This window comes from Pseudacidovorax sp., from assembly GCF_017991995.1.
Lineage (GTDB): Bacteria > Pseudomonadota > Gammaproteobacteria > Burkholderiales > Burkholderiaceae_C > Xenophilus.
In genome coordinates, this window is sequence record NZ_JAGOPN010000012.1 from 165,981 (window position 1) to 190,088 (window position 24,108).

The following is a 24,108-nucleotide window of genomic DNA, read 5'->3' on the forward strand; positions in this document are numbered from 1 at the left end:
GCAACCACCGCCTGCGTTCAGCAGGTGAGGCAGCCGCTGTCTTCTTCGTCTTCTTCCTGCAGGGCACCCGGCCCGGCGGTGGCCTCGGGCATGCGGTCCATCCGCTCGCCCAGGGCCTCGAAATAGTCGGCCACGGCCTGCCACTGCGTGGCGGAGTCCTCCAGCCGGTTCATGCGCTGGCGGAAGTCCTCGCCGCCCGGCAGCGCCCGTACGTACCAGCCGATGTGCTTGCGCGCGGTGCGCACGCCCGTCACCTCGCCGTACAGCGCGTAGTGCTCGTGCAGGTGCGCGAGCAGCAGCCGGCGCACCTCGGCCACCAGCGGCGGCGCCATGGTCTCGCCGGTGGCCAGGAAGTGGCCCACCTCGCGGAAGATCCACGGGCGGCCCTGCGCGGCGCGGCCGATCATCACGGCGTCGGCGCCGGTGGCGGCCAACACGTCGCGCGCCTTCTGCGGCGAGTCGATGTCGCCGTTGGCGACCACAGGGATGCCCACCGATGCCTTGACGGCCGCGATGGTGTCGTACTCGGCGAAGCCCTTGTAGCCTTGTTCGCGCGTGCGGCCGTGCACAGTCAGCATGCGGATGCCGGCGGCCTCGAAGCGGCGTGCCAGCGCCACGGCGTTGCGGTGCTCGGTGCTCCAGCCGGTGCGCATCTTGAGCGTCACGGGCACGCCATGCGGCGCGGCGGCGGCCACCACCGCCTCGGCGATGGCGAGGGCCAGCGGCTCGTCGCGCATCAGCGCCGAGCCCGCCCACTTGTTGCAGACCTTCTTGGCCGGGCAGCCCATGTTGATGTCGATGATCTGGGCGCCGCGGTCGATGTTGTACTGGGCCGCCTCGGCCATCATGGCCGCGTCGGTGCCGGCGATCTGCACGGCGATGGGCCCGGGCTCGCCGTCATGGTTGGCCCGGCGCGAGGTCTTGAGCGAGCTCCACAGATCCTTGCGCGAGGTGACCATCTCGCTCACCGCATAGCCCGCGCCGAGCGAGCGGCACAGCATGCGGAACGGCCGGTCCGTCACACCCGCCATGGGGGCGACGAACAGGCGGTTCTCCAGCGTGATGTGGCCGATCTGCATGAGGTGGGGAGGAAAAGCGCGCAGCGCCGCGGGCGCTGCTGAAAAATGAGGCACGGATTCTAGCCACCCGCGATTTCAGCGGCTGAAACGCGCACGCAGGCGACGGCCGCCGACCGCCGACCGCTGGCCGCTGGCCGTTGCCGCCGGCAGCACGCCCACGGGCATGCACACGGCCTGCGCGCCGACGTGGGCCGCACCTGCCATTCCTATACTCCCGCCCCCATGGAAGCCTGGTTCGAGTCCGTGATGGCCGCCGCGATGGCGGCACTGGCACTGCCGCAATTCGGGCTGTCGACGCTGTTCGTCGTCGCCTTCGTCTCGGCGACGCTGCTGCCCCTGGGCTCGGAGCCGGCGCTCTTCGGCCTGCTCAAGCTCAATCCCGAACTGTTCTGGCCCGCCGTGCTGGTCGCCACCGCCGGCAACACCCTGGGCGGCGCGCTCACCTGGTGGATGGGCTACGGCGCGCACAAGGTGGCCGACAAGTACAGCCATTCCAGCCACCACCTGCGCGCCATCGCCTGGCTGGAGCGACTGGGCCCCAAGGCCTGCCTGCTGAGCTGGCTGCCGCTGGTGGGCGATCCGCTGTGCGCCGTGGCCGGCTGGCTGCGCATGCCCTTCTGGCCCTGCGTGGTCTACATGTCCATCGGCAAGTTCGGGCGCTACCTGTGCATGACGGTGGCGCTGCTGTACATCTGGCCGAACCATTGAAGGCGCCCAGCAAAAGGGCCTGCCCCGTCGCCGGAGCAGGCCCCTGCGCTGGTCTTGTCCGCGGCAACGGCCGCGACGCTCAGACGTTGAACAGGAAGTTCATCACGTCGCCATCCTTCACGACGTATTCCTTGCCTTCGCTGCGCATCTTGCCCGCGTCCTTGGCGCCCTGCTCGCCCTTGAAGGCGATGTAGTCGTCGAAGGCGATGGTCTGGGCGCGGATGAAGCCGCGCTCGAAGTCGCCGTGGATCACGCCGGCCGCCTGGGGGGCCGTGTCGCCGATGCGGATGGTCCAGGCGCGCACTTCCTTCACGCCGGCGGTGAAGTAGGTCTGCAGGCCCAGCAACTTGAACGCCGCGCGGATCAGGCGGTTCAGACCCGGCTCTTCCTGGCCGATCTCTTCGAGGAACATCTTCTTGTCCTCGTCGTCCATGTCGGCCATGTCCGCTTCCATCTTGGCGCAGATGGCCACCACGGGCGCGTTCTGGCTGGCGGCGTACTCTTTCAGGCGGTCCAGCAGCGGGTTGTTCTCGAAGCCGTCCTCGCTCACGTTGCCGACGAACATGGCCGGCTTGGCGGTGATCAGGCACAGCGGCTTGAGCAGCAGCTGGTCGTCCGCCGACAGGCCCAGCGCGCGTGCCGGCTTTCCTTCGTTCAGCGCCGCCTGCACCGGGCCCAGCAGCTTGACCATGGCGATGGCTTCCTTGTCGTTGCCGCTCTTGGCCGCCTTGGTGTAGCGCTGCAGGGCCTTGTCCACGGTGCCCAGGTCGGCCAGGCACAGCTCGGTCTGGATCACCTCGATGTCGGCGATGGGGTCGACCTTGCCCGCCACGTGGATGACGTTCTCGTCCTCGAAGCAGCGCACCACGTTGACGATGGCGTCGGTCTCGCGGATGTGGGCCAGGAACTGGTTGCCCAGGCCTTCGCCCTGGCTGGCACCCGCCACCAGGCCGGCGATGTCCACGAACTCGACGATGGCCGGCAGGATGCGCTCAGGCTGGACGATCTGCGCCAGCTGCGCCAGGCGCGGATCGGGCACCTCGACCACGCCCACGTTGGGTTCGATGGTGCAGAAGGGATAGTTCTCGGCGGCGATGCCGGCCTTGGTCAGCGCGTTGAACAGGGTGGATTTACCGACGTTGGGCAGGCCGACGATGCCGCATTTCAAGCTCATGGGGGTCCTCTGGATTAGCCGCGGGATTTTAGGCGGGCACCCTGCAGGCCCGGAAACTCGCTTGCATGGCCCCGCCGCGGCGGCGTGCGCTCAGGGAAAAACCTAGGTCAAACGATGCCGCAAACGTTTGCGCAAACGTTTGCGACCCCACTATCATCCGCCCCGCTTCGCGCCGGGCAGGCCCTGATGCCGCCCCGATCCATCCATCCACATCCGGAGACTCGCCATGACCTTCACCCGCCGCACGGCCCAGGCCGCCGCCGCCCTCGCCGTTCTGGGCGCCTTCGCCCTCGCGCCCGCCCATGCCCAGGACAAGCCCAAGGTGGCGCTGGTGATGAAGTCGCTGGCCAACGAGTTCTTCGCCACCATGGAAGACGGCGCCAAGGCGCACCAGAAGGCCAACGCCGGCCAGTACACGCTGGTGGCCAACGGCATCAAGAACGAGACCGACACCGCTGCCCAGATCAAGATGGTCGAGCAGATGGTGGCCCAGAAGGTCAATGCGCTGGTGATCGCACCGGCCGATTCGAAGGCGCTGGTGCCGGCCATCAAGGCGGCCGTCGACAAGGGCATCCTGGTGGTCAACATCGACAACCGCCTGGACGCCGCCGCGCTCAAGGAAAAGAACATCCAGGTGACCTTCGTCGGCCCCGACAACCGCGCCGGCGCCAAGCTGGTGGGCGACTACCTGGGCAAGCAACTGAAGTCGGGCGACAAGGTCGGCATCATCGAAGGCGTCTCCACCACCTTCAATGCGCAGCAGCGCACCCTGGGCTACCAGGACGCCATGAAGGCCGTCGGCGCCAACGTGGTCGGCGTGCAGTCCGGCCAGTGGGAAATCGACAAGGGCAACACGGTGGCCGCCGGCATGCTGCGCGAGCACCCCGACCTGAAGGCCCTGCTGGCCGGCAACGACAGCATGGCCCTGGGCGCCGTGGCCGCCGTCAAGGCCGCCGGCAAGACCGGCCAGGTGCAGGTGGTGGGCTACGACAACATCGGCGCCATCAAGCCCATGCTGGCCGACGGCCGCGTGCTGGCCACCGCCGACCAGTTCGGCGCCAAGCAGGCCGTGTTCGGCATCGAGACCGCGCTGAAGGCCCTGGCCGAGAAGAAGACCCAGGCCCAGATGCCCGCCGAGATCAAGACCGACGTGGTCCTGGTCACCAAGGACAGCAAGTAAGCCTGCGCGCCCTGCCATGCACGCCCCGCGCACTGCCCTGCTCTCGCTCGACGACATCGGCAAGGACTACGCCGCCACGGTGCTGGACGGCGTGAGCCTCACGCTCGCGCCGGGCGAGGTGCTGGCCCTGACGGGCGAGAACGGCGCGGGCAAGAGCACGCTGTCGAAGATCGTCTGCGGCCTGGTCTCGCCGACGCGCGGGCGCATGCAACTGGCCGGCCAGCCCTTCGCGCCGACCTCGCGCCGCGATGCCGAGGCGCAGGGCGTGCGCATGGTGATGCAGGAGCTGGGCCTGGTGCCCACGCTCACCGTGGCCGAGAACCTGCTGCTGGACCGCCTGCCGCAGCGTCTGGGCTGGCTGCGCCGCGGCGCGCTGCACGAGGCGGCGCGGGCGCAGCTGGCCAAGATCGGCATGGACGGCACCGACCCGGCGCTGCCGGTGGCCGCCCTGGGCATCGGCCAGCAGCAGATGGTGGAGATCGCGCGCAACCTGCAGGACGACACCCGCGTGCTGATCCTGGACGAGCCCACCGCCATGCTGACGCCCCGCGAGACGGCGCACCTGTTCGCGCAGATCGAGCGGCTCAAGGCGCGCGGCGTGGCCATCGTCTATGTCTCGCACCGGCTGGAGGAGCTGCAGCGCATCGCGGACACCGTGGCCGTGCTGCGCGACGGCCGGCTGGTGGACGTGCGGCCCATGGCCGGCGTGCGCGAATCCGAACTCGTCGAACGCATGGTCGGCCGCGCGGTGCACGAGCACGAGGGGCGCCCGCGCCGAACGGCTGGCGCACGCCTGCTGAGCGCCCGCGGCCTGGGCCGCGGCCAGGTGGTGCAGGACGTGGACATCGACCTGCATGCCGGCGAGGTCATGGGCATCGCCGGCCTGGTGGGCGCGGGCCGCACCGAACTCATCCGCCTGCTCTTCGGCGCCGACCGGGCCGACCGCGGGCGCATCGACCTGCACTGGCCCGGTGCCGCCTCGCCGCCCGGTGGGCGCTGGCGCTCGCCGATGCAGGCCATCCGCGCCGGCATCGGCCTGGTGACGGAGGACCGCAAGTCGCAGGGCCTCTTGATGCCGCAGTCGATCCGCGTCAATGCCACGCTGAGCGACCTGGGCGCCATCTCGCGCGGCGGCTGGCTGCGCTTCGCGCATGAGCGCGGCATTGCCCGCCGGCTGGTGCAGACGCTGCGCATCCGTTCGCGCAGCGAGGAGCAGGCCGTCGCCACCCTGAGCGGCGGCAACCAGCAGAAGGTGGTGTTCGCCCGCTGGCTGCACCGCGAATGCAAGGTGCTGCTGCTGGACGAGCCCACGCGCGGCGTGGACGTCGGCGCCCGTGCCGACCTGTATGCCGAACTCGACCGCATGGCCGCCGCCGGCCACGCCATGCTGATGGTCTCCAGCGATCTGCGCGAACTGATGGCCATGTGCGACCGCATCGGCGTGATGCATGCCGGCCGCCTGGTCGCCGTCTTCGAGCGCGGTGCCTGGAGCGAGCAGTCGCTGCTGGCCGCCGCCTTCGGCAATGCACCGGTCGCCGAGGCCGCCGCTGCACCCACCTCTTCCCCGATTCCTGCATGAACCCGCCCGCCCAATCCCCAGCCGCCGCCGCGCCGGCGCCCACCACCCGGCCGCTGCGCGGCCAGCTCGGCACCTACCTCGGCCTGGCCGCGGTGCTGATCGGCATGGTCGTGCTGTTCAGCAGCCTGTCCGAATACTTCTTCACGGCCGAGACCTTCATCACCATCGCCAACGAAGTGCCGGCGCTGACGGTGATGGCCGTGGGCATGACCTTCGTGCTGATCATCGCGGGCATCGACCTGTCGGTCGGCTCAGTGCTGGCGCTGAGCGCCGCCGTCACGGCCGCCGCCATCCTGCAGTGGAAGCTGGCCGTGCCCGCCGCCGCGGCGCTGGGCCTGGCCACCGGCCTGCTGTGCGGCGCCGTCACCGGCGCGGTGTCGGTGGCCTGGCGGCTGCCGAGCTTCATCGTCTCGCTGGGCATGCTGGAAGCCGTGCGCGGCGGCGCCTACCTGGTGACGGATTCGCGCACGCAGTACGTGGGCGATGCCATCGCCGGCCTGGCGGCGCCCTGGATCGGCGGCGTGTCCTCGGCCTTCGTGGTGGCGGTGGCCATCGTGATCGTGGGCCACCTGGTGCTCACGCGCACCGTGTTCGGCCGCCATGTGGTGGGCATCGGCACCAACGAGGAAGCCATGCGCCTGGCGGGCATCGACCCGCGGCCGATCCGCATCGCCGTGTTCGCCGTCACCGGTCTGCTGGCCGGTCTGGGCGGGCTGATGCAGTCCGCCCGCCTCGAAGCCGCCGACCCCAATGCCGGCGCCGGCATCGAGCTGCAGGTGATCGCCGCCGTGGTGATCGGCGGCACCAGCCTGATGGGTGGGCGCGGATCGGTCATCAACACCTTCTTCGGCGTGCTGATCATCGCGGTGCTCGAAGCCGGCCTGGCCCAGGTGGGCGCCAGCGAACCGGCCAAGCGCATCATCACCGGCGCCGTGATCGTGGCCGCCGTGATCATCGACACCGTGCGCCAGCGGCGCGCCGGCGCCGCCTGACCGGCGCCACCGCTTTCGCACTGCCGCCATGGCCACCATCAAGGACGTCGCCCTGCGTGCCGGTGTGTCGGTGACCACCGTGTCGCACGTGGTCAACGGCACGCGCGCCGTCAGCCCCGAAGGCCGCGCGCGCGTGGAGGACGCCATCCGCGCCCTGGGCTACGTGCCCAGCGCCGTCGCGCGCAGCCTCAAGAGCAACAGCACGCGCACCGTGGGCATGCTGATTCCCAACAGCTCCAACCCCTACTTCGCCGAGATCGTGCGGGTGGTGGAAGACCGCTGCTTCGGTGCCGGCTATGCGCTGGTGCTGTGCAACACCGACGACGAAGCGCAGCGCCAGAGCGTGTACCTGCAGGTGCTCGCGCAGCGGCGCATCGACGGGCTGATCGTGGTCTCCAGCGGCGGGGATGCCTCGCTGCCCGCGCTGCTGGCCGGCCTGCGCATGCCCACCGTGCTGGTGGACCGCGAGGTGGAAGACCCGGCCTGCGACCTGGTCGAGACCGCCCACATGCAGGGCGGGCTGCTGGCCACGCGGCACCTGCTGTCGCTGGGCCACCGGCGCATCGCCTGCATCGGCGGACCGGCGGGCCTCGCGCCCAGCGAGCAGCGCATCGACGGCTGGCGCATGGCGCTGGCCGAAGCCGGCCATTCGGCGACCAGCGCGGCGCTGCTGTGGCACGGCGGCTTCACGCCGCAGGGCGGCTACGAGGCCATGCACGCCATCCTGCGCACGGCCGAGCGGCCCTCCGCCGTGTTCGTGGGCAACGACCTGATGGCCATGGGCGCGCTGCGCGCCGCGCACGAATGCGGGTTGCGCGTGCCCGACGACATGTCGCTGGTGGGCTTCGACGACATCGAGCTGAGCGCCTATGCCAGCCCGCCGCTCACCACGGTGGCCCAGCCCAAGGCGCGCATCGGCGCGCTGGCGGTGGACATGCTGCTGGAGCGCATCGACGGCCGGCGCCAGATCGGCCGCAAGGTGCTGCTGCAGCCGGAACTGCGGGTGCGCGACTCGACCGCGCGCTTCGGGCCGGCGTGAGGCCTGCACCGCGGCCCGTCATCGCGCTCCACCGCTTCGCCCTCCCATCGCCTTGTCCGCGTCTTTGCCTGTGAGTGCCCTCTCTTTCCTCTTTCCCCTTGCCCGAGTCCGACGCCGTGAACCGCTCTTCCGCCCCCGCCGACGCCCCGCTGCTGGTCGTGCTTGGCAGCCTCAACATGGACGTGGTGGTGCGCGTGCCGCAAGCGCCCGCCGCCGGCGAGACGCTGCATGGCCGCTCCATCGACCACCTGCCCGGCGGCAAGGGCGGCAACCAGGCCGTGGGCTGCGCCCGCCAAGGCGGCGCGGTGCGCATGCTGGGCTGCGTAGGCGCCGATGCGCACGGCACGGCCCTGCGCGATGCGCTGGCCCGTGACGGCATCGACACCCGCGGCGTGCGCGTCGAGGCGGCCACGCCCACGGGCGTCGCGCTGGTGATGGTGGAGGACAGCGGCCAGAACCGCATCGTCGTGATCCCCGGCGCCAACGCCGCGGTGCAGGTGGACCCGGCCGCGCTGCGCACGCAGCTCGCTGGCGCGGCCTTCCTGATCCTGCAGTTCGAAACGCCGCTGGACCAGGTCGGCCTGGCGATGGAGGTCGCGGCGCAGGCCGGCTGCAGGGTGCTGCTGAATCCCTCGCCGATGCAGGCGCTGCCCGAATCCTTCTGGCCGCGCATCGACACGCTGGTGGTCAACGAGCTGGAAGCGCAGATGCTCTCGGGCCTGCCGGTGACGGGCTTCGCCGAGGCGGCCGTGGCCGCACGCGCCCTGCTCTCCCGCGGCCCGGTGCGCGTCGTGGTCACGCTGGGCAGCGAAGGCGCGGTGGCCGCCGATGCCGACGGCTGCCGCCATCACCCCGCCCTGCGCGTGAAGGCGGTGGACACCACCGCCGCCGGCGACACCTTCCTGGGCGCCCTGGCCGTGTCGCTGGCGCGCGGCGAGACCTTCGACGCTGCCGTGCAGCTGGGCATCCGCGCCGCAGCCCTGTGCATCGGCCGGCCCGGCGCCCAGCCCTCCATTCCTTCGCGCGACGAGGTGCTCGCCAGCCCCGTTCCGCCCGCACCGGTCGCCCTGCCATGAAACGCACCCACCTTCTTCACGCCGAACTCTCCCAGGTCATCGCCGCCATGGGCCATGGCGACATGCTGGTCATCGGCGATGCCGGCCTGCCCATTCCCGACGGTCCACGCCGCATCGATCTGGCGGTGGCGCGAGGCGTGCCCCGGCTGGATGAGGTGCTGGCCGCCGTGTTGAGCGAACTGACGGTGGAAAGCGCCGTCGTCGCCTGCGAGGCACTGCCGGCGGACCAGGACCGGCCCGCGTGGTACCCCACCGCGCTGCCGATGGCCCCGCTGGCCGTCTCGCACGAGGAATTCAAGCAGCGCAGCGCCAAGGCCCGCGCCATCGTGCGCACGGGCGAGTGCACGCCTTACGCCAACATCCTCTTGATTGCGGGCGTCAGCTTCGAGATCTGAGGCCGCGCCGATCAACGGGACCCCGCGTCAGTCGAAGCGCAGGTCCGCACCCACCGGCTGGCCCACCTTGAGCAGGTGGTCGATGCCCTGGCGCACGATGAGGTTCATGCCGAAGGTGGTGGCACCTTCCATGCGCGGATCGGCGCGGTAGCTGCGCAGCGTCTCGCCCACCACGGGTTGCGTCTGAGCCGTGGCCGGATCGATGTCGGGAATGCTGCAGCGCACGCAGGGCTTGACGGGCTGCAACTGCACCTCGCCCTGCTCGGTGGGGATGTGCAGCATCGCCACACGGTCCTCGTCGTGCGCTTCCATGCGGTCCAGCACGAGGTTGGGGCGCAAGCGGATCGCGTCGATGCTCGGACCGCCATTAGCTGCGAGCCGCTCGTTGAACTCATCCACCGCCGCCTGGCTGACCACCAGCAGCGCATAGCCGTCGGAGAACTGCGTCTGCGCCTCCACGCCACCCGTCCACTTGGGGCTGGAGAGGCGCTTGTGCTCCGGATCGAAGCGCACCATGCGCAGCCGCTGCGGCCGGTCGGGTTCGGAGAGGAAGTCGCTGAACCACTGGGCCGCCACGTCGCCCATGTCGTAGGCCGCCACCTCGTCCTTCCAGATGGTGGCGCGGACCGGTTCCTCCACGCGGTCGTAGGCGATGTGCAGCGCCAGCATGCCGGGGGCGCGCAGGATCATCTCGTAGTGCTTCATCTGCGGCCGGATCAGCGCCATGCGCGGCAGCTCGCGCTGGCTGACGAAGCGGCCGGCCTCGTCCACCAGCATCCAGGCGCGGTCGAATTCCAGGCCGGTCTCGGTGAGCAGGGCCTCCTGCACCTCGACCCCGGCGCAGGACTTGACGGGGTAGACGATCAGCCGCGCGATGCGGGCCTGGAGGTCGAAGCGCGAGAGGTCGGGAGTGGCGGCAGCGGTCACGGCGATGAGGGGCGGCAAGCCCTGGACGGTCAGAGAGAGGAAGCGGCGGCAGGTGGCGACATGCCGCGCGCTTCACGAGCACAAAGCGGGCCGCCCGCGGCGGCGGGCCGCATTGTCGAGCCATCGCCGGGGCGCAGGGGCGCTCCCTACAATGTTTCGATGGCTCTTCCCCCCGAGGTTTGCATTCGCGGCGCCGGCATCGTCGGCCGCACGCTGGCGTTGCTGCTGGCCCGAGAACGGGTCCGCGTGGCCCTGGTGGCCGAAGCCCCTTCCACCCCCTCCCCCGACCGCCCGGACGTGCGCGCCTATGCGCTCAACGCGGCCTCGCGCAGCCTGCTCGAATCGCTGCGGGCCTGGCCCGACGCGGCGCAGGCCACGCCGGTGCGCGAGATGCAGGTCTTCGGCGACGAGGACGGCCGGGTGCGCTTCGACGCCGCCGAGCAGAAGGTCGACGCCCTGGCCTGGATCGTCGACGTGCCCGCACTGGAAGAGCAGTTGGCGGCCGCCGTCCGCTTCTCGCCCCAGGTCGAGGTCGTGACCGCGCCTGTCAAGGCCGCGCTCACCGTGGTGTGCGAGGGCAAGGCCAGCCTCACCCGCGAGGCGCTGGGCGTGCAGTACGACGTGACCCGCTATCCCCAAATCGCCATCGCCGCGCGGCTGGAGGCCGAACGCCCGCATGGCGGCGTGGCGCGCCAGTGGTTCAGTGCCCAGGGCGACGTGCTGGCCCTGCTGCCCATGGGCGGTGCCGAAGGCCGGCAACTGGCCCTGGTATGGTCCGTGGGCCAGCTGCGCGCGCCCGAACTGCTGGCGCTGGAGGCCGACGCCTTCTGCGCCCGCCTGCGCGAAGCCAGCCACGAGGCGCTGGGCGGCTTCACGCTGTCCAGCGAGCGGGCTGCCTGGCCGCTGCAGCGCGCCACGGCCGACCGCTGGGCCGGGCGCTTTGCGGAAGGTGGTGCCTGGGTGCTGGCCGGCGACGCGGCGCACACCGTGCATCCGCTGGCCGGCCAGGGGCTCAACCTGGGCCTGGCCGATGCGGCCGAACTGGCCCGCGTGATCCGCGAACGCGACTACTGGCGCAGCGTGGGTGACGCCCGCCTGCTTCGCCGCTACGAGCGCGCCCGCCGTGCCGACGTGCTGGCCATGGGCCTGGCCACGGACGGCCTGCAGCAGCTCTTCGCCCAGGGCATCGAGCCGCTGGCACGGCTGCGCAACTGGGGCATGCTCGGCTTCGACCGCAGCCACTTGCTCAAGAGCTGGGTGGCCCGCCGCGCGATGGGCCTGGCCTCTGGTATTTCTTCTCCCTCTCCCTCTGGGAGAGGGTTGGGGTGAGGGCCTTGGCCCCCCCAATCATTCCTGCCCTGATCCAGGCGCAGGCCCCTCACCCAACCTCTCCCCAGGGGGGAGAGGAGCAACACCCCGCACCATGAAGTACATCCTCCCCCTCCTCCTGGCCGCCACGCTGGCCACCGCCCATGCCGGCGAAGCCGAGATCCGCAAGAACCTCGGCGGCAGCTTTCCGCAGCTCGCGCAGATCGACGAGGTGCGCAAGGCCGCCATGCCCGGCCTGTGGGAAGTGCGCCAGGGCTTCGACCTGTACTACACCGACGAGCAGGGCAACTTCCTGATCCAGGGTCACCTGATCGACGTGAAGAACCGCCGCAACCTCACCGAGGAGCGCGTGGACAAGCTCACCGCCGTCGACTTCGACAAGCTGCCGGTGCAGGACGCCATCAAGATCGTGCGCGGCAACGGCAAGCGCAAGCTGGCCATCTTCGAAGATCCGAACTGCGGCTACTGCAAGCAGTTCGAGCGCGAGCTGCGCAAGGTGGACAACGTGACGATCCACCTCTTCCTGTACCCGGTGCTGGGTCCGGACTCGGCCGTGAAGTCGCGTGACATCTGGTGCTCCAAGGACAAGGCCAAGGTCTGGAGCGACTGGATGATGGACGGCGTGAGGCCCGCCACCGGCGAATGCGACACGCAGGCGCTCAAGCGCAACGTCGAGTTCGGCCGCAAGTACAACATCACGGGCACGCCCACCCTGCTGTTCGCCAACGGCACGCGCACCCCCGGCGCCGTGCCGGCCGCGCAGGTGGAGCAGCAACTCTCGGCCACGAGCAACTGATGGCCGGCGCCCCGGCCGGCCTGCGCTACCGCATCGCGGTGGCGGACCTGAACGCCCACCTGTACGAGGTCACCCTCACCATCGACGAGCCCGCGGCGGACCAGCAGGTCTCGCTGCCGGTGTGGATCCCCGGCAGCTACCTGGTGCGCGAATTCGCACGCAACCTGCAGGGCGCGCCCAAGGCCACGCAAGGCCGGCGCGCCGTGGCCGTCACGCAGTTGGACAAGGCCAGTTGGCGCGTCGCCGCCAGGGCCGGACAGCCGCTCACCCTGCGCTACCAGGTCTGCGCCTTCGACAACTCGGTGCGCACCGCCTGGCTGGACCGGACCCGCGGCTTCTTCAACGGCACCAGCCTGTGCCTGCGCGTGGACGGCCAGGACGGATCGCCCTGCCAGATCGAGATCGTGCCGCCCGCCCTGCCCGAGGGCGAGGCGCCCTGGCAACTGGCCACCGCGCTGCGCCCGCTCAAGACCGACCGCCGCGGCTTCGGCATCTACCAGGCCGCCAACTACGACGAGGTGGCCGACAGCCCGGTCGAGATGGGCGCCTTCTGGAGCGCCGAGTTCGACGTGCTGGGCGTGCCGCACCGCTTCGTGGTGGCCGGTGCCCCGCCCTCGTTCGACGGTGACAAACTCATCGCCGACACGCGCGCCATCTGCGAGACGCAGATGCGCTTCTGGCATGCGGATGACGCCGGTCTTCCTCCTCTCCACCCTGGGGAGAGGCCGGATGAGGGGCCAGCAGCCTCCGCCAAGGCGAAGCGCCCCGCCAAGGCCCGCGCTGCCACCCAGCACCCCGCCCCCCACGACCGCTACGTCTTCATGCTCAACGCCACCGACGACGGCTACGGCGGCCTGGAGCACCGGCACAGCACCGCGCTGATCTGCACCCGCCGCGACCTGCCGCGCCGCGGCGCCACCAAGCAGCCCGAGGGCTACACCACCCTGCTGGGCCTGATCAGCCACGAGTACTTCCACACCTGGAACGTCAAGCGCCTGCGGCCGGCGGAGTTCGCCCGCTACGACTACACACGCGAGAACTACACCCGGCTGCTGTGGTTCTTCGAAGGCTTCACCAGCTACTACGACGACCTGCTGCTGCGCCGCGCCGGCTGCATCGACGACGCCACGTACCTCAAGCTGCTGAACAAGACCATCAACCAGGTGCAGCAGACGCCCGGCGCCGCCGTGCAGTCGGTGGCCGACGCCAGCTTCGACGCCTGGATCCGCTACTACCGCCCCGACGAGCAGACACCCAACACCACGGTGAGCTACTACACCAAGGGCGCGCTGGTGGCGCTGTGCCTGGACCTGACGCTGCGCTGCGAGGGCCAGGGCTCGCTGGATGCGGTCATGCGCAAGCTGTGGCGCGCGAGCGAAGGCGGCCCCATCGACGAGGCCGCCATCGGCGCGGCCCTGGCCCATGTCGGCGGCCGGGCCTACACGAACGAGCTGTCGCGCTGGGCGAATGGCACGGCTGAACTGCCGCTGCGCGACCTGCTCCCCGCACACGGCGTGGCCATCCACGAAGACCCGGCGCAGCTGGCGCAGGCCCTGGGGCTGCGGGTCGACGAGAGCGGCGGCACCGTCAAGGTCAAGATGGTGCTGCGCGGCGGCGCGGCCGAGAAGGCCGGCTTCGCCGCCGGCGACGAATGGCTGGCCGTCGAGACCGCCACCCGCAGCGCCAAGGCCGCGGAAGGCTGGCGCATCGGCAAGCTCGACGACATCCCGCTGTACCTCGGCGCCGCCAGGAAATGCGTGGCCCTGGTGGCCCGCGACCGCCGTCTGATGCGCCTGCCGCTGGCCTGGCCGTCGGGCGACGCGCGCACCTGGCGCCTGGCCGGCAGCGACGCCGACCTGCTCAAGCGCTGGCTTCAGGGCTGAGCGGCGGCCGGTCGGCCTGAGGGCATCGACGTCTCCGGGCGGACAGCCGCCCGCCACGTCGGCCGCGTGGCCGTCGGTATAGTGCGCGAGGGCCTCGCCGGCCCGCCCTGTCCGTTCATTCCAGGAGACCCCCGTGAGCTACGAGAACATCGAAGTGCGCGTCGAAGCCGGCAAGGTCGGCATCGTCACGCTCAACCGTCCCAAGGCCCTCAACGCGCTCAACGATGCGCTCATGGACGAGCTGGGCGCCGCGCTCAAGGCCTTCGATGCCGACGAGGCCATCGGCTGCATGATCATCACCGGCAGCGAGCGCGCCTTCGCGGCGGGCGCCGACATCGCGCTGATGGCCAAGTACACCTTCGTCGACACCTACAAGGGCGACTACATCACCCGCAACTGGGAGTCGGTGCGCTCCATCCGCAAGCCGGTGATCGCCGCCGTCAGCGGCTTCGCCCTGGGCGGCGGCTGCGAACTGGCCATGATGTGCGACTTCATCATCGCCGCCGACAACGCCCGGTTCGGCCAGCCCGAGATCAAGCTGGGCGTGATTCCCGGTGCCGGCGGCACCCAGCGCCTGCCCCGCGCCGTCGGCAAGGCCAAGGCCATGGACATGGCCCTGACCGGCCGCATGATGGACGCCGCTGAGGCCGAGCGCGCGGGCCTGGTCAGCCGCGTGGTGCCCTACGACAAGCTGATGGACGAGGCCCTGGGCGCCGCATTGACCATCGCCGACTTCTCGCAGATCGCCGTGATGGCCGCCAAGGAATCGGTGAACCGCGCCTTCGAAGGTTCGCTGTCGGACGGCGTGATGTTCGAGCGCCGCCTGTTCCACGCCCTCTTCGCCACGGCCGACCAGAAGGAAGGCATGGATGCCTTCCTGAACAAGCGCAAGGCCGAGTTCAAGAACCAGTGACGGCAAAGGGGCTTGCGCCTGCCGATTTTTGCCCCCTATAATCGTGGGCTTCGGCGCTTTAGCTCAGTCGGTTAGAGCGATGGAATCATAATCCACAGGTCCGCGGTTCGAGTCCGTGAAGCGCCACCAAAACCTCAAAAGGGACCCCGTGCAAACGGGGTCCCTTTTTCTTTTGCGCGAGGCAGGGTGCGATATCCTGACTGCGACCTGAACCACTCTCGGCAACTGCAGGCGCTGCAGGCCGGCCTCCCTCGCGGGGATTGGCCTGCCACCCTGCCCCCGTCGCCGCCTGCCATGCGCCTCATGATCGTGGAAGACGACACCCTGCTGGGCGACGCCCTCGCCCAGGGCTTGCGCCAGCGCGGCCATGCGGTGGACTGGTTCCGCGACGGGACGCAGGCGGATGCCGCCCTGGCCGGCGCCCCCTTCGACGCCGTGGTGCTCGATCTGGGGCTGCCGGGCGGCGATGGCATGAGCTGGCTGCGGCGCTGGCGGCAGGCCGGCCGCGTGCTGCCGATCCTGGTGCTGACGGCGCGCGACGGCGTCGAGCAGCGCATCGACGGCCTGGACGCCGGCGCCGACGACTACCTGATCAAGCCCATCACCATCGACGAACTGGCCGCGCGCCTGCGTGCCCTGGTGCGGCGCACCGCCGGCCATGCGCAGGCGGTGTGGCAGCACGGCCAGCTCAGCTATGACCCGGCCAGCAAACTCGTGCACTGGCGCGGCGCGCGTGTGGAGCTCACCGGCCGCGAGCTGGCACTGCTGGAGATCTTCCTGAGCCAGCCGCAGCGCGTGCTGTCCAAGTCCACGCTGCTCGAAAAGCTCTACGACTGGAGCGGGGGCGAGCCGGAGGGCAATTCGCTCGAAGTCCATATCCACCACCTCCGCCGCAAGATCGACCCGGCCATCGTGCGCACGGTGCGCGGCGTGGGTTACGCACTGGGCACGGGCGAGGCATCTTCCTGAGCCCATGCAGCACGGAAGTCCCGCATGAGCCTGCAGCGCCGCCTGCTGCTGTACCTGCTGATCTGCGCGCCGCTGGTGTGGGGCCTGGCGCTGTACTTCTCGACCCAGCGGGCCCGCCACGAGGTCAACGAGATGTTCGACACCGAACTCGTGCGCCTGGCGCGGCAGGTGCAGGCCACGCTGGGCCACGGCTATCCCGGCGCATCGGCCACGCTGCCGCCCGCACCCAGGGAGGGTGCACCCGACGCGGGCGACTCCGATGTGCGCGACCTGGCGATTGCCGTCTGGTCGGCCGACGGCAAGCTGGCACTGTCCGACCGCGAGGGCGTGGATTTGAACTTCCGCGCCGACGCCCAGGGCTTCATCGATGACGAGGTGGACGGCCGGCCCTGGCGCGTCTACTACATGCGCTCGGTCGACGGCCAGTGGCTGGTCGCGGCCGGCCAGGGCGCCTACGAACGCGACGAACTGGTCTATGGCCTGACGGTCACGCAGGTCGTGCCCTGGCTGCTGGTGCTGCCGGTGCTGCTGGCCGTGATGGCCTGGGCGGTGCGCGCCGCCCTGACGCCGATGCGCCGGCTGACCAGCGAACTCGCGCACCGCGATGCGCAGGACCTGCGTCCCGTGCCGAGCGCCCGCGCGCCGGCCGAGCTCAAGCCCCTGCTGGTGGCGATGAACGGCCTGTTCCAGCGCATCGAGCAGCTGCTGGTGCGCGAACGCCGCTTCACCGCCGACGCCGCGCACGAACTGCGAACCCCACTGGCCGTGCTGGCCGCTCAGTGGGACGTGGTGCGCCACGCCGGCACCCCGGCCGAGCGCCGGCAGGCGGAGGAAAAACTCAGCGCCGGCCTGCGCCGCATGGAGCGGCTGGTGACGCAGATGCTGTCGCTGTCGCGCGTGGAATCGGGCGTGCTGCCTTCGCTGGATGCCGAGATCGACTGGCCGCCCATCGTCGAGCAGGCCATGAGCGACTGCCTGCCCCTGGCCGAGCGCCGCCGCATCGACCTGGGCTGCGAATGGCCACCCGCCGGCACGCACCCGATGCCGCTGCTGGGCGATGGCCACCTGATGACGGTGCTGGTGCGCAACCTGCTGGACAACGCCGTGCGCTATGCGCCCGAGGGCAGCAGCGTGGTGCTGCGCATCGGCCGCGAACAGCTGGAGGTGGAGAACGACGGGCCGCCGCTGTCCGCCGGCCAGCTCGCGCGCATGGGCGAGCGCTTCTACCGGCCCGAAGGCCACCACGAGGTGGGCAGCGGCCTGGGCGTGTCGATCGTGCGGCGCATCGCCCAGCTGCACGGGCTGGAACTGCAGTTGGGCCCGCGCGCCGATGGCCGCGGGGTGCGCGCCGTGCTGCAGTTCGACGCGGCGCACCGCTGAGCGGCGCCGCGCGGCCGAAGACGCCGCTCAGCGCGCCTTGATCTTGTCCATCAGCGCCTTGACCTCCTCGCGGCGGCCGGTGTCGGCGATCTGCCGGCCGGGCCGTGCGGGCGCCTGCAGGGCGCGCTCCAGGTAGGTCATCGCCTGGTCGGGCTGCTTGGTCTCGACCAGGTATTCGCCGTAGAAGAAGTTGGGGTCGATGCCCTTGGGGTTGAGCGCCAGCGCCTTCTGCAGCAGTTCCTTGGCCTTGGCCTTGTCGCCGAAGCCCACGGGCCAGCCGGGCACCTTGTAATAGAGCACGCCCAGGCTGTTGTAGGCCGAGCCTTCGAGCACGTCGCCGTTGATGGCGATGGCCGATTCGTACAGCGCCTTGGCCTGCTTGACCAGACCCAGCGCGCCCAGGCCGCCCTTCTCGCCGGCCACGGAACTCACGATGATGCCCTCCCACACCAGGGGCTCGGCCCGACCGGGATTGGCTTCGCTCAGCTTGTGCGCCTTGGCGGCCAGCGCCTCGAAGCGCTTCTCGCGCTCGGCCGGCGGCACCTGGTAGCGGATCACTTCCCAATCGTGCTGCAGTTCGGCGACGCCGTCGTCGACCGGCGCGGCGCGGCTGATCAGCGGCGTGACTGCCGCCAGCAAGCCGGCACCGGCCAGCAGGGCCATCGACAGCCAGACGCGGCGGCGCAGCCCTGCATCGGCGGGCCTGGCGGCAGCGATGGCACGGGAGGAGAAGGTGGCGGGGGTGGTCTTCATGGAATTCGCAAGGAAGGTGGAGGGGGTCGAAGGCGGGCCGGGGTCCGGGGCTCAGCGCTGCAGGGCCTGCAGCCTCAGAGCTGCGGCGCCTGCAGCGAATGCGCGTCGGCGGACTCGGGCCGCTGCGACTCGAAATGCTCGAGCGTGAGCGGCGCGGGCGGCTGCACCGGCGGCAGGCTGTTGCGGTGGGCGGCGAAGGCGCCGTCCAGCAAGGCGGGCGCCATGCCGTTCAGGCGGACCGCCAGCTTTTCGGGAAAGCCCAGGAAGCGCTCGGCCGCGCCGCGCTCCAGCAGTTGCACCAGGGCCTGGGCGACCGTGTCGGCATCGTCCATGGCGGTCTTGGTGGCCTGGTTGTAGCGCTCGACGGCTTCGCTGTTGAACTCGGTCTTCGTGCTGCGCGGTCCGAGGTACTGCACCTTGACCGACGTGTCGGCCAGTTCCCGGCGCAGCGATTCGGCAAAGCCGCGCAGGCCGAACTTGCCGGCGCTGTAGACGCTGAAGCCCGGCAGCCCCAGCCGGCCCAGCACCGAGCCCACGAAGAGCACGCTGGCCTGCTTCTGCTGGCGCAGATGCGGCAGCAGCGCCTGCGTGAGCAGCATGGGCGTGAACAGGTTCAGTTGCAGCACCTGGGCGACGGCGCCGGCATCGAAGGACTCCAGCCGGCCGAACGCGGGCGTGCCAGCGCCATGGACCACGGCATTGCACTGCCACTGCGCCGCCACCTGCACCAGCGGATCGAGGCTGTCCACCCGGGTCAGGTCGGAGGCATACCACTCGACGCGATGGCGCTCCACGCCCAGCTCGCGCACCAGGGCACGGGCCTGGGCCGCCAGCCGCGCGGGCGAGCGGCCAGCGAGCATCACGCTGGCGCCCGCCTGGATCAGCCGACGCGCGGCGGCGGAACCGATGCCGCCGCTGGCGCCGGTGAGCAATACCCGGCTGTCGGCCGCCTTCATGCCGCCACTCCCGCGACAGACGTTGCCGCTGTCTGGCCCTGCGGCAGCGGCAGGCTGCGGAAGACGTCGCCATAGAGCCGGTAGAAGGCCTTGGCCGCGTGGACGATGGCGTCCTGGTCGGCCGGGTCCTCGATCTGCTCCATCAGCAGCGCGAAATGGGCGGTGTGCTCCTGGTCCAGCGTGCCGTGCGAGCGCAGGTAACTGAAGGCCGAATCGGGCAGGCCCAGTGGCTTCTGGATCTGGTCGGCGGCCATCAGCGCGATCGACACGCTGGTGCCTTCCAGCACATGCACCATGCCGAAGAAGCCCAGCGGATTGCGGCGGGCGATGGTGTCGTAGGCATAGGCCACCATGACCTCCGTCGCATGGCCCGGCGGGCCGCGGCGCACGGCCTCGGCATCGCCGCCACAGGCGCGGATGTCGTCGAGGATCCACTCGTCGTGGCCCTGCTCTTCCTCGATGTATTCGTCGAGCGCACCTTCGAGCCAGGCATGGCCGGCATCCAGCCTCGCCTTGAAGGCCCGCATCAGCGGCACGGTGTGGCTGACGTGGTGGTACGCCTCGCGCAGGAAGGCCAGGTAGCTGGGCAGGGACACGTCGCCGCGCAGGCAGCCCTGGATGATGGGGGTGCCGAGCAGGCCGACGCGCTCGGTGGCGGTCTCGGCGACAAGGCGGGCATGGAAACTCATCGGAAGCTCCGTGAAGGGATGAGAAAGAAGAAGGTGGGGCTCAGGCAAGGGCAGGCGCGGGCAGTTCCAGCGCCTGCGCATGGCGGGCCAGCACGGCCGCGCGCTGCGGCCGGCCGTTGGCAGTGGCCATGCCGGACTCGGCCGTGAATGGGGCGACGGCGCGGGCCCAGCGCTGGACGCGCGCGTAATCGGGCAGGTGCGCATTGGCGGCATCGACGGCCGCCTGCAGCCAGGCATCGTCGGCATCGGCCGCCAGCGGCCAGAGCACCGCCGACAGCGCCGGCTGTCCATCGCCGAAGACCACCGCCTGGCCGATGGCGGGATGGCCGCGCAAGGCGGTCTCCACCCACTCGGGCGAGACGTTGCGGCCGAAGGCGGTGATCAGCAGGTTCTTCTTGCGGCCATCCACGTGCAGGAAGCCGTCGGCATCCAGATGCCCCAGATCGCCCGTCGGCCACCATTCGCCGGGCGCGCGCGCATCGCCCAGGTAGCCGGCGAACAGGCTGCCGGCCACCTCGATCTCGCCATCGGCCGCGATGCGCAGGCGGGCATGGGGCAGCGCAGCGCCGGCGCTGCCCGGCCGGTCGCAGCCGGGCAGGTTGAGTGTCTGCACCGAGGCACCTTCGGACAGGCCATACCCCTCGTAGGCCGGTATGCCCAGCGAACGCGCAGCCTGCACCAGGCCCACGCCGACCGCGGCGCCGCCCACGGCCACCAGCTTGAGCGACTCGGGTGCGCGCTGCCGCGTCTGCGCCAGATAGCCCGCCCAGGCCCGCAGCATCTGCGGCAGCAGGATCAGGCTGTTCGGCTGGTGCCGGACCACGGCGGCGTGGAAGGCGGCGACATCGAAGCTGGACGAACCCGTGAGTCCCACATCCTGCAGGGGCAACACGATGCAGCTGGCACCGGCCGTCAGGGGCGCCATCAGTCCGGCGATGTTCTCCAGCAGCACGGCGAAGGGCAGCGCGCACAGGTGGCGTTGCACCTGCAGCGGCACCATGGCCACCACCAGGCCATCGGCCACGCGCTGCATGGACGCGGCCGTCAGGCACACGCCCTTGGGTGCGCCCGTGGTGCCCGAGGTGAAGGTGATCTTGGCCGTGCCCGGCGGCATGGACACCTTGCGCGCGGGCAGGCGCAGCATCGTGAAGGGCTGGCCGGCGATCTCGCACGGCACGGCCGGCGCCTGCGGCCAGCGGGCGGCCACGGGCGGAAGGGTGAGCACGGTGTCCACGCCCGACGCGCCGATGGCATGAGCGATCTGCTCCGGCGTGAAGAAGGCGGGCAGCGGCACATGCACGATGCCGGCCCGCAGCGCGGCCCGGTCGGCGATCACCCAGGCGGGCGAGTTGTCCATGAGCGTGGCCAGCACGCGGGTGCCCTGCGCGGCCAGTCGCTGCGCGAGCGAGGCGGCCTGGGCATCGACGTCGGCCGCGCGCCAGGTGCGGATGCCGTCGTCGAGGGCGATGGCCTGCGGGTCATGCGAAGTGGCGGTCATGCGCGGCCTCCGGCGGCAAGGCGGGCGCGGCGCGTCATGAAGTGCCGCAGGGCGCGCCGCAGGTGGATGGCCATCACCACCGGCTCGTGGTCGTAGTAGCTGCCCCAGCAGCGGGCCTGGTCGCCCAGCGCATCGGGCACGGCGCGGCCCAGCGTGAGCGGGGCCACGCCCAGGCGTACGAGCATCGCGCGCAGTTCCTGCGTGACGGTGCCCACGACCCAGTCGAAGCCCTCGCCGATCAGGTAGGGCCCGAGCAGCTGCACCAGGCGGCGGCCTTCGCCACCACGCGGGGCGGCGAGGTTGCCGACCTCCACGATGCCCGCACGGTCCACGGGGCGGCCGGCATGCGCGGCAATGAGCGACTCGACGGGCGCGTCAAGGTACTGCTCCAGGAAGAGCGGACCTTCATCCGCCCGACGGTAGCCCACCGCGGCAAGCACATGGCTGCCCTCGCGCAGAGCCAGCAGCATGGGCGCGAAGGCCGGCACCAGGGCGCCATAGCGCTGGGCATACATCTCGCGGATGCTCTGCTCCACCGCGGCACGTTGCGGGTCGGCCTCCGGATGCCGCGTGAGATGGCCCGCCACGGGAAAGGCGGAGGGGATCGGCGATGTCGGCATGGCATCGCCCAGAGGAGAGAACAGGCGCATGGGTGGTCCGTGTCGCGGCGGCAGAAAAGCCACTGCGCAGGTTGACGAATGGCCGTGATGGTCTGCGGACGCGCTTAACGCCAAATTAAGTGCGGGGCGGCGTTCCGCGCCCTTTGCTGACCGGCAGATGACTCAGAAATGGCCCGTGAGGCCCAGCGTGCCGGTGATGGTGCGGACCGCCGGCTGCTGGTCGTCCCGCGCGCGGACCACCCCGGCCGCCAGGTCCCAGCGCGGGCCCAGGCTGTAGACCACACCGAGCTCGGCATAGCGCGTGCGCTGGCGCGTCGCGTCGACGCCCTGGCGCTGCTGCAGGCCCACATCGGCGGCCAGCTTCCAGTCGTCGGCGATGTTCCAGACCAGCGCCATGGACAGGCGCCGGTTGATGGCGCCGGCCGTCGGATCGATGTCGCGCTGGCGGCCCCACGCATAGTTGACGTGCAGGGCGCCGAAGGGCAGCTGCTGGCTCAGCAGCAGCGTCACTTGGCCCGAGCTGCGGCCGTCGCCCAGGCCTCGCGCCTCGCGGCGGCTGCTCACGGGCGCGACGAACTCGGGCTTGAGGCCGAGGCTGGTGCCGGTGGCCTCGTTCTCGTAGAAGCGCCACTTGAGGCCCAGGGCCGTGTTGCCCCAGCCGCTCGTGCGGCTGCCGTCGGCCTGCATGCGCAGGAAGGTGGGCGCGGCATAGAGGTCGACGGTGTCGGTGAGGCCATAGGTGTAGGTGGCCGCGAGGCTGTCGCCGGTCTGGCGCGCCGGGCCGGCGGACCGACGGGCGCGTGCGGCGGCCAGTTCGATCTGCTGCACGCCGGCGCCCTGGGTGCCGGTGTCGTCGGTGATCAGCGGCTGCATGGCCTGCGCGGCCAAGCCGGGCAGCAGCAATGTCAGCGCCACAAGGCTTGTGCGCCGCCCTGGCGTCGATCGCAGCGGCGAGGCCGCCGGCAGGTTCTGGGTGTTCTTCATCGTGGTCGGGACAAGCGCTGCGCATTGGACGCAGGAGGAGTGAACTCTTCATGAATCCGGCTTCTGCGACATGGCCGCGCCTGCCCAGGAGGGCGCGTCACCTTGGCTACAGCAAAGCCCCTTCGACGGGGCCTCCACCGATTGCCGCGCGGCCCCGCGTCCCGCCTAATGGCCGGCCTTACGAAGCAAGACCCGGAGACCTCTTCCATGCACCGTCGCCCCCTCCTCGGCGCGCTCATGCTCGCCGCCCTCGGCACTGCCGCCCTGAGCGCGCAGGCCCAGCAGGCCACACGCGCCTTCCCCGAGAAACCCATCCGCCTCGTCATCGCCTTCCCGGCCGGCGGTCCGACCGACATCACCATGCGCCAGCTGGCCGAGAACGCCAGCAAGGTGCTGGGCCAGCCGGTCATCATCGACAACAAGCCCGGTGCCGGCGGCACGCTGCCCGCGCAGCAGCTGCAGACCGTGCAGCCCGACGGCTACACGCTGGCGCAGATTCCGCTGGGCGTATTCCGCCTGGGCTACACCACCAAGATCAACTGGGACCCGATCAAGGACATCAGCTACGTGCTGAACGTCACCGGCTACGCCTTCGGCATCGTGGTGCCCGCCGACAGCCCGTTCAAGAACTGGACCGACTTCGTGGCCTATGCCAAGGCCAATCCGGGCAAGCTCACCTACGGCTCCACCGGCACGCTCACCAGCCCGCACCTGACCACCGAGCTGGTGGCGCAGCGCGCCGGCATCCAGCTGCAGCACGTGCCCTACAAGGGCAGCGCCGACCTCACGCTGGCGCTGATGAGCGGCCAGCTGATGGCCGGCGCCGACAGCACCGGCTGGGCGCCCTATGTGGAGTCCGGCAAGATGCGCGTGCTCAACACCTGGGGCGACAAGCGCCTCGCGCGCTTCCCGGATGCGCCCACGCTCAAGGAGCTGGGCTACGACATCGTGCAGAACTCGCCCTTCGGCATCGGCGCCCCGCGCGGCACGCCACCCGAGGTGGTCAAGAAGCTGCACGACGCCTTCAAGCAGGCGATGGAAGAACCCAGCTACCTGGCCTCGCTCGCCAAGTACGACATGGTGCCGATCTACATGGGCAGCGCCGACTACACCCGCTTCGCCCGCGAGACGGTGGAGCGCGAGAAGGCCGTGATCGACAAGCTGGGGCTGGGCAAGCCGCAGTGAGCGT

At 70.7% G+C, this 24,108-nt stretch carries 23 protein-coding genes and 1 tRNA gene; 15 read left to right on the forward strand and 9 right to left on the reverse strand.

The genetic code is table 11. The annotated features are described in order from the left end of the window. Positions 1 to 17: 17 nt before the first annotated feature. A complete protein-coding gene (gene dusB / locus KBC94_RS17350) occupies positions 18 to 1,079 on the reverse strand; it encodes a tRNA dihydrouridine synthase DusB (RefSeq protein WP_294372836.1) in 1,062 nt (353 codons plus the stop codon). 222 nt (positions 1,080 to 1,301) lie between these two features. Here dusB and KBC94_RS17355 point away from each other — a divergent pair, with 222 nt between their 5' ends. Continuing rightward, on the forward strand, positions 1,302 to 1,787 hold the full coding sequence (locus tag KBC94_RS17355) for a YqaA family protein (RefSeq protein ID WP_294372838.1): 486 nt from the start codon (positions 1,302 to 1,304) through the stop codon (positions 1,785 to 1,787). A 79-nt stretch (positions 1,788 to 1,866) separates the two neighbouring features. Here the strand turns inward: KBC94_RS17355 and ychF are convergent, their stop codons facing one another. Continuing rightward, positions 1,867 to 2,961: a redox-regulated ATPase YchF gene (gene ychF, locus KBC94_RS17360; protein ID WP_294372840.1), complete on the reverse strand. Its 1,095-nt coding sequence runs from the start codon at positions 2,959 to 2,961 to the stop codon at positions 1,867 to 1,869. Between the two features lie 226 nt (positions 2,962 to 3,187). Here ychF and KBC94_RS17365 point away from each other — a divergent pair, with 226 nt between their 5' ends. The 6 genes from KBC94_RS17365 (at position 3,188) to rbsD (ending at position 9,222) form a co-directional block, all read left to right on the forward strand. Continuing rightward, positions 3,188 to 4,141 carry a sugar ABC transporter substrate-binding protein gene (locus tag KBC94_RS17365; RefSeq protein ID WP_114802341.1) on the forward strand — a complete coding sequence of 318 codons (954 nt, stop codon included), beginning with the start codon at positions 3,188 to 3,190 and terminating at the stop codon, positions 4,139 to 4,141. A gap of 16 nt (positions 4,142 to 4,157) precedes the next feature. After that, on the forward strand, positions 4,158 to 5,720 hold the full coding sequence (locus tag KBC94_RS17370; RefSeq protein WP_294372844.1) for a sugar ABC transporter ATP-binding protein: 1,563 nt from the start codon (positions 4,158 to 4,160) through the stop codon (positions 5,718 to 5,720). Beyond that, positions 5,717 to 6,712, forward strand: a complete 996-nt coding sequence (locus tag KBC94_RS17375) for an ABC transporter permease (RefSeq protein WP_294372846.1) — start codon at positions 5,717 to 5,719, stop codon at positions 6,710 to 6,712. The genes KBC94_RS17370 and KBC94_RS17375 overlap by 4 nt, the downstream gene beginning before the upstream one ends. 28 nt (positions 6,713 to 6,740) lie before the next feature. Continuing rightward, on the forward strand, positions 6,741 to 7,751 hold the full coding sequence (locus KBC94_RS17380; protein ID WP_294372848.1) for a LacI family DNA-binding transcriptional regulator: 1,011 nt from the start codon (positions 6,741 to 6,743) through the stop codon (positions 7,749 to 7,751). Between the two features lie 116 nt (positions 7,752 to 7,867). Next, a complete protein-coding gene (gene rbsK / locus KBC94_RS17385; RefSeq protein ID WP_294372850.1) occupies positions 7,868 to 8,827 on the forward strand; it encodes a ribokinase in 960 nt (319 codons plus the stop codon). Beyond that, positions 8,824 to 9,222 carry a D-ribose pyranase gene (rbsD, locus tag KBC94_RS17390; protein ID WP_294372852.1) on the forward strand — a complete coding sequence of 133 codons (399 nt, stop codon included), beginning with the start codon at positions 8,824 to 8,826 and terminating at the stop codon, positions 9,220 to 9,222. Before rbsK ends, rbsD begins: the two co-directional genes overlap by 4 nt. A 27-nt stretch (positions 9,223 to 9,249) precedes the next feature. On the opposite strand, the gene KBC94_RS17395 is transcribed toward rbsD, so the two are convergent. Next, on the reverse strand, positions 9,250 to 10,149 hold the full coding sequence (locus KBC94_RS17395) for an MOSC N-terminal beta barrel domain-containing protein (protein WP_294372853.1): 900 nt from the start codon (positions 10,147 to 10,149) through the stop codon (positions 9,250 to 9,252). A 159-nt stretch (positions 10,150 to 10,308) separates the two neighbouring features. Between KBC94_RS17395 and KBC94_RS17400 the strand changes: the two genes are divergently transcribed. The 7 genes from KBC94_RS17400 to KBC94_RS17430 all read left to right on the forward strand — a co-directional run bounded on the left by KBC94_RS17400 (position 10,309) and on the right by KBC94_RS17430 (position 17,419). Then, positions 10,309 to 11,478, forward strand: a complete 1,170-nt coding sequence (locus KBC94_RS17400) for an FAD-dependent monooxygenase (RefSeq protein WP_294372855.1) — start codon at positions 10,309 to 10,311, stop codon at positions 11,476 to 11,478. A 94-nt stretch (positions 11,479 to 11,572) separates the two neighbouring features. Further along, positions 11,573 to 12,274 (forward strand): DsbC family protein, encoded by a 702-nt coding sequence (locus KBC94_RS17405; protein ID WP_294372858.1) that lies wholly within the window; start codon positions 11,573 to 11,575, stop codon positions 12,272 to 12,274. After that, complete coding sequence (locus KBC94_RS17410) at positions 12,274 to 14,157, forward strand: peptidase M61 (RefSeq protein WP_294372860.1); 1,884 nt, start codon at positions 12,274 to 12,276, stop codon at positions 14,155 to 14,157. Before KBC94_RS17405 ends, KBC94_RS17410 begins: the two co-directional genes overlap by 1 nt. A 133-nt stretch (positions 14,158 to 14,290) precedes the next feature. Beyond that, complete coding sequence (locus tag KBC94_RS17415; protein ID WP_017761397.1) at positions 14,291 to 15,070, forward strand: enoyl-CoA hydratase; 780 nt, start codon at positions 14,291 to 14,293, stop codon at positions 15,068 to 15,070. Between the two features lie 52 nt (positions 15,071 to 15,122). Further along, positions 15,123 to 15,199: transfer RNA gene (locus KBC94_RS17420), tRNA-Met, on the forward strand. A gap of 165 nt (positions 15,200 to 15,364) precedes the next feature. Next, positions 15,365 to 16,039 (forward strand): response regulator transcription factor, encoded by a 675-nt coding sequence (locus KBC94_RS17425; RefSeq protein ID WP_043115085.1) that lies wholly within the window; start codon positions 15,365 to 15,367, stop codon positions 16,037 to 16,039. Between the two features lie 24 nt (positions 16,040 to 16,063). Continuing rightward, positions 16,064 to 17,419 (forward strand): ATP-binding protein, encoded by a 1,356-nt coding sequence (locus KBC94_RS17430; RefSeq protein ID WP_294372865.1) that lies wholly within the window; start codon positions 16,064 to 16,066, stop codon positions 17,417 to 17,419. 27 nt (positions 17,420 to 17,446) lie between these two features. On the opposite strand, the gene KBC94_RS17435 is transcribed toward KBC94_RS17430, so the two are convergent. The 6 genes from KBC94_RS17435 to KBC94_RS17460 form a co-directional block, all read right to left on the reverse strand. Beyond that, positions 17,447 to 18,082: a tetratricopeptide repeat protein gene (locus KBC94_RS17435; protein ID WP_294372929.1), complete on the reverse strand. Its 636-nt coding sequence runs from the start codon at positions 18,080 to 18,082 to the stop codon at positions 17,447 to 17,449. A 164-nt stretch (positions 18,083 to 18,246) separates the two neighbouring features. Further along, a complete protein-coding gene (locus KBC94_RS17440) occupies positions 18,247 to 19,128 on the reverse strand; it encodes an SDR family oxidoreductase (RefSeq protein ID WP_294372867.1) in 882 nt (293 codons plus the stop codon). After that, positions 19,125 to 19,817 (reverse strand): iron-containing redox enzyme family protein, encoded by a 693-nt coding sequence (locus KBC94_RS17445; RefSeq protein ID WP_294372870.1) that lies wholly within the window; start codon positions 19,815 to 19,817, stop codon positions 19,125 to 19,127. Before KBC94_RS17445 ends, KBC94_RS17440 begins: the two co-directional genes overlap by 4 nt. A 40-nt stretch (positions 19,818 to 19,857) precedes the next feature. Further along, entirely contained in the window at positions 19,858 to 21,315 is a 1,458-nt protein-coding gene (locus tag KBC94_RS17450; RefSeq protein WP_294372872.1) for an AMP-binding protein, read from the reverse strand. Continuing rightward, positions 21,312 to 21,965 carry a thermostable hemolysin gene (locus tag KBC94_RS17455; protein WP_294372874.1) on the reverse strand — a complete coding sequence of 218 codons (654 nt, stop codon included), beginning with the start codon at positions 21,963 to 21,965 and terminating at the stop codon, positions 21,312 to 21,314. The genes KBC94_RS17450 and KBC94_RS17455 overlap by 4 nt, the downstream gene beginning before the upstream one ends. Positions 21,966 to 22,097: 132 nt before the next feature. Continuing rightward, positions 22,098 to 22,919 (reverse strand): transporter, encoded by an 822-nt coding sequence (locus KBC94_RS17460; protein WP_294372879.1) that lies wholly within the window; start codon positions 22,917 to 22,919, stop codon positions 22,098 to 22,100. Positions 22,920 to 23,126: 207 nt separating this feature from the next. Here KBC94_RS17460 and KBC94_RS17465 point away from each other — a divergent pair, with 207 nt between their 5' ends. Beyond that, entirely contained in the window at positions 23,127 to 24,104 is a 978-nt protein-coding gene (locus tag KBC94_RS17465) for a tripartite tricarboxylate transporter substrate binding protein (protein WP_294372881.1), read from the forward strand. Positions 24,105 to 24,108 lie beyond the last annotated feature (4 nt).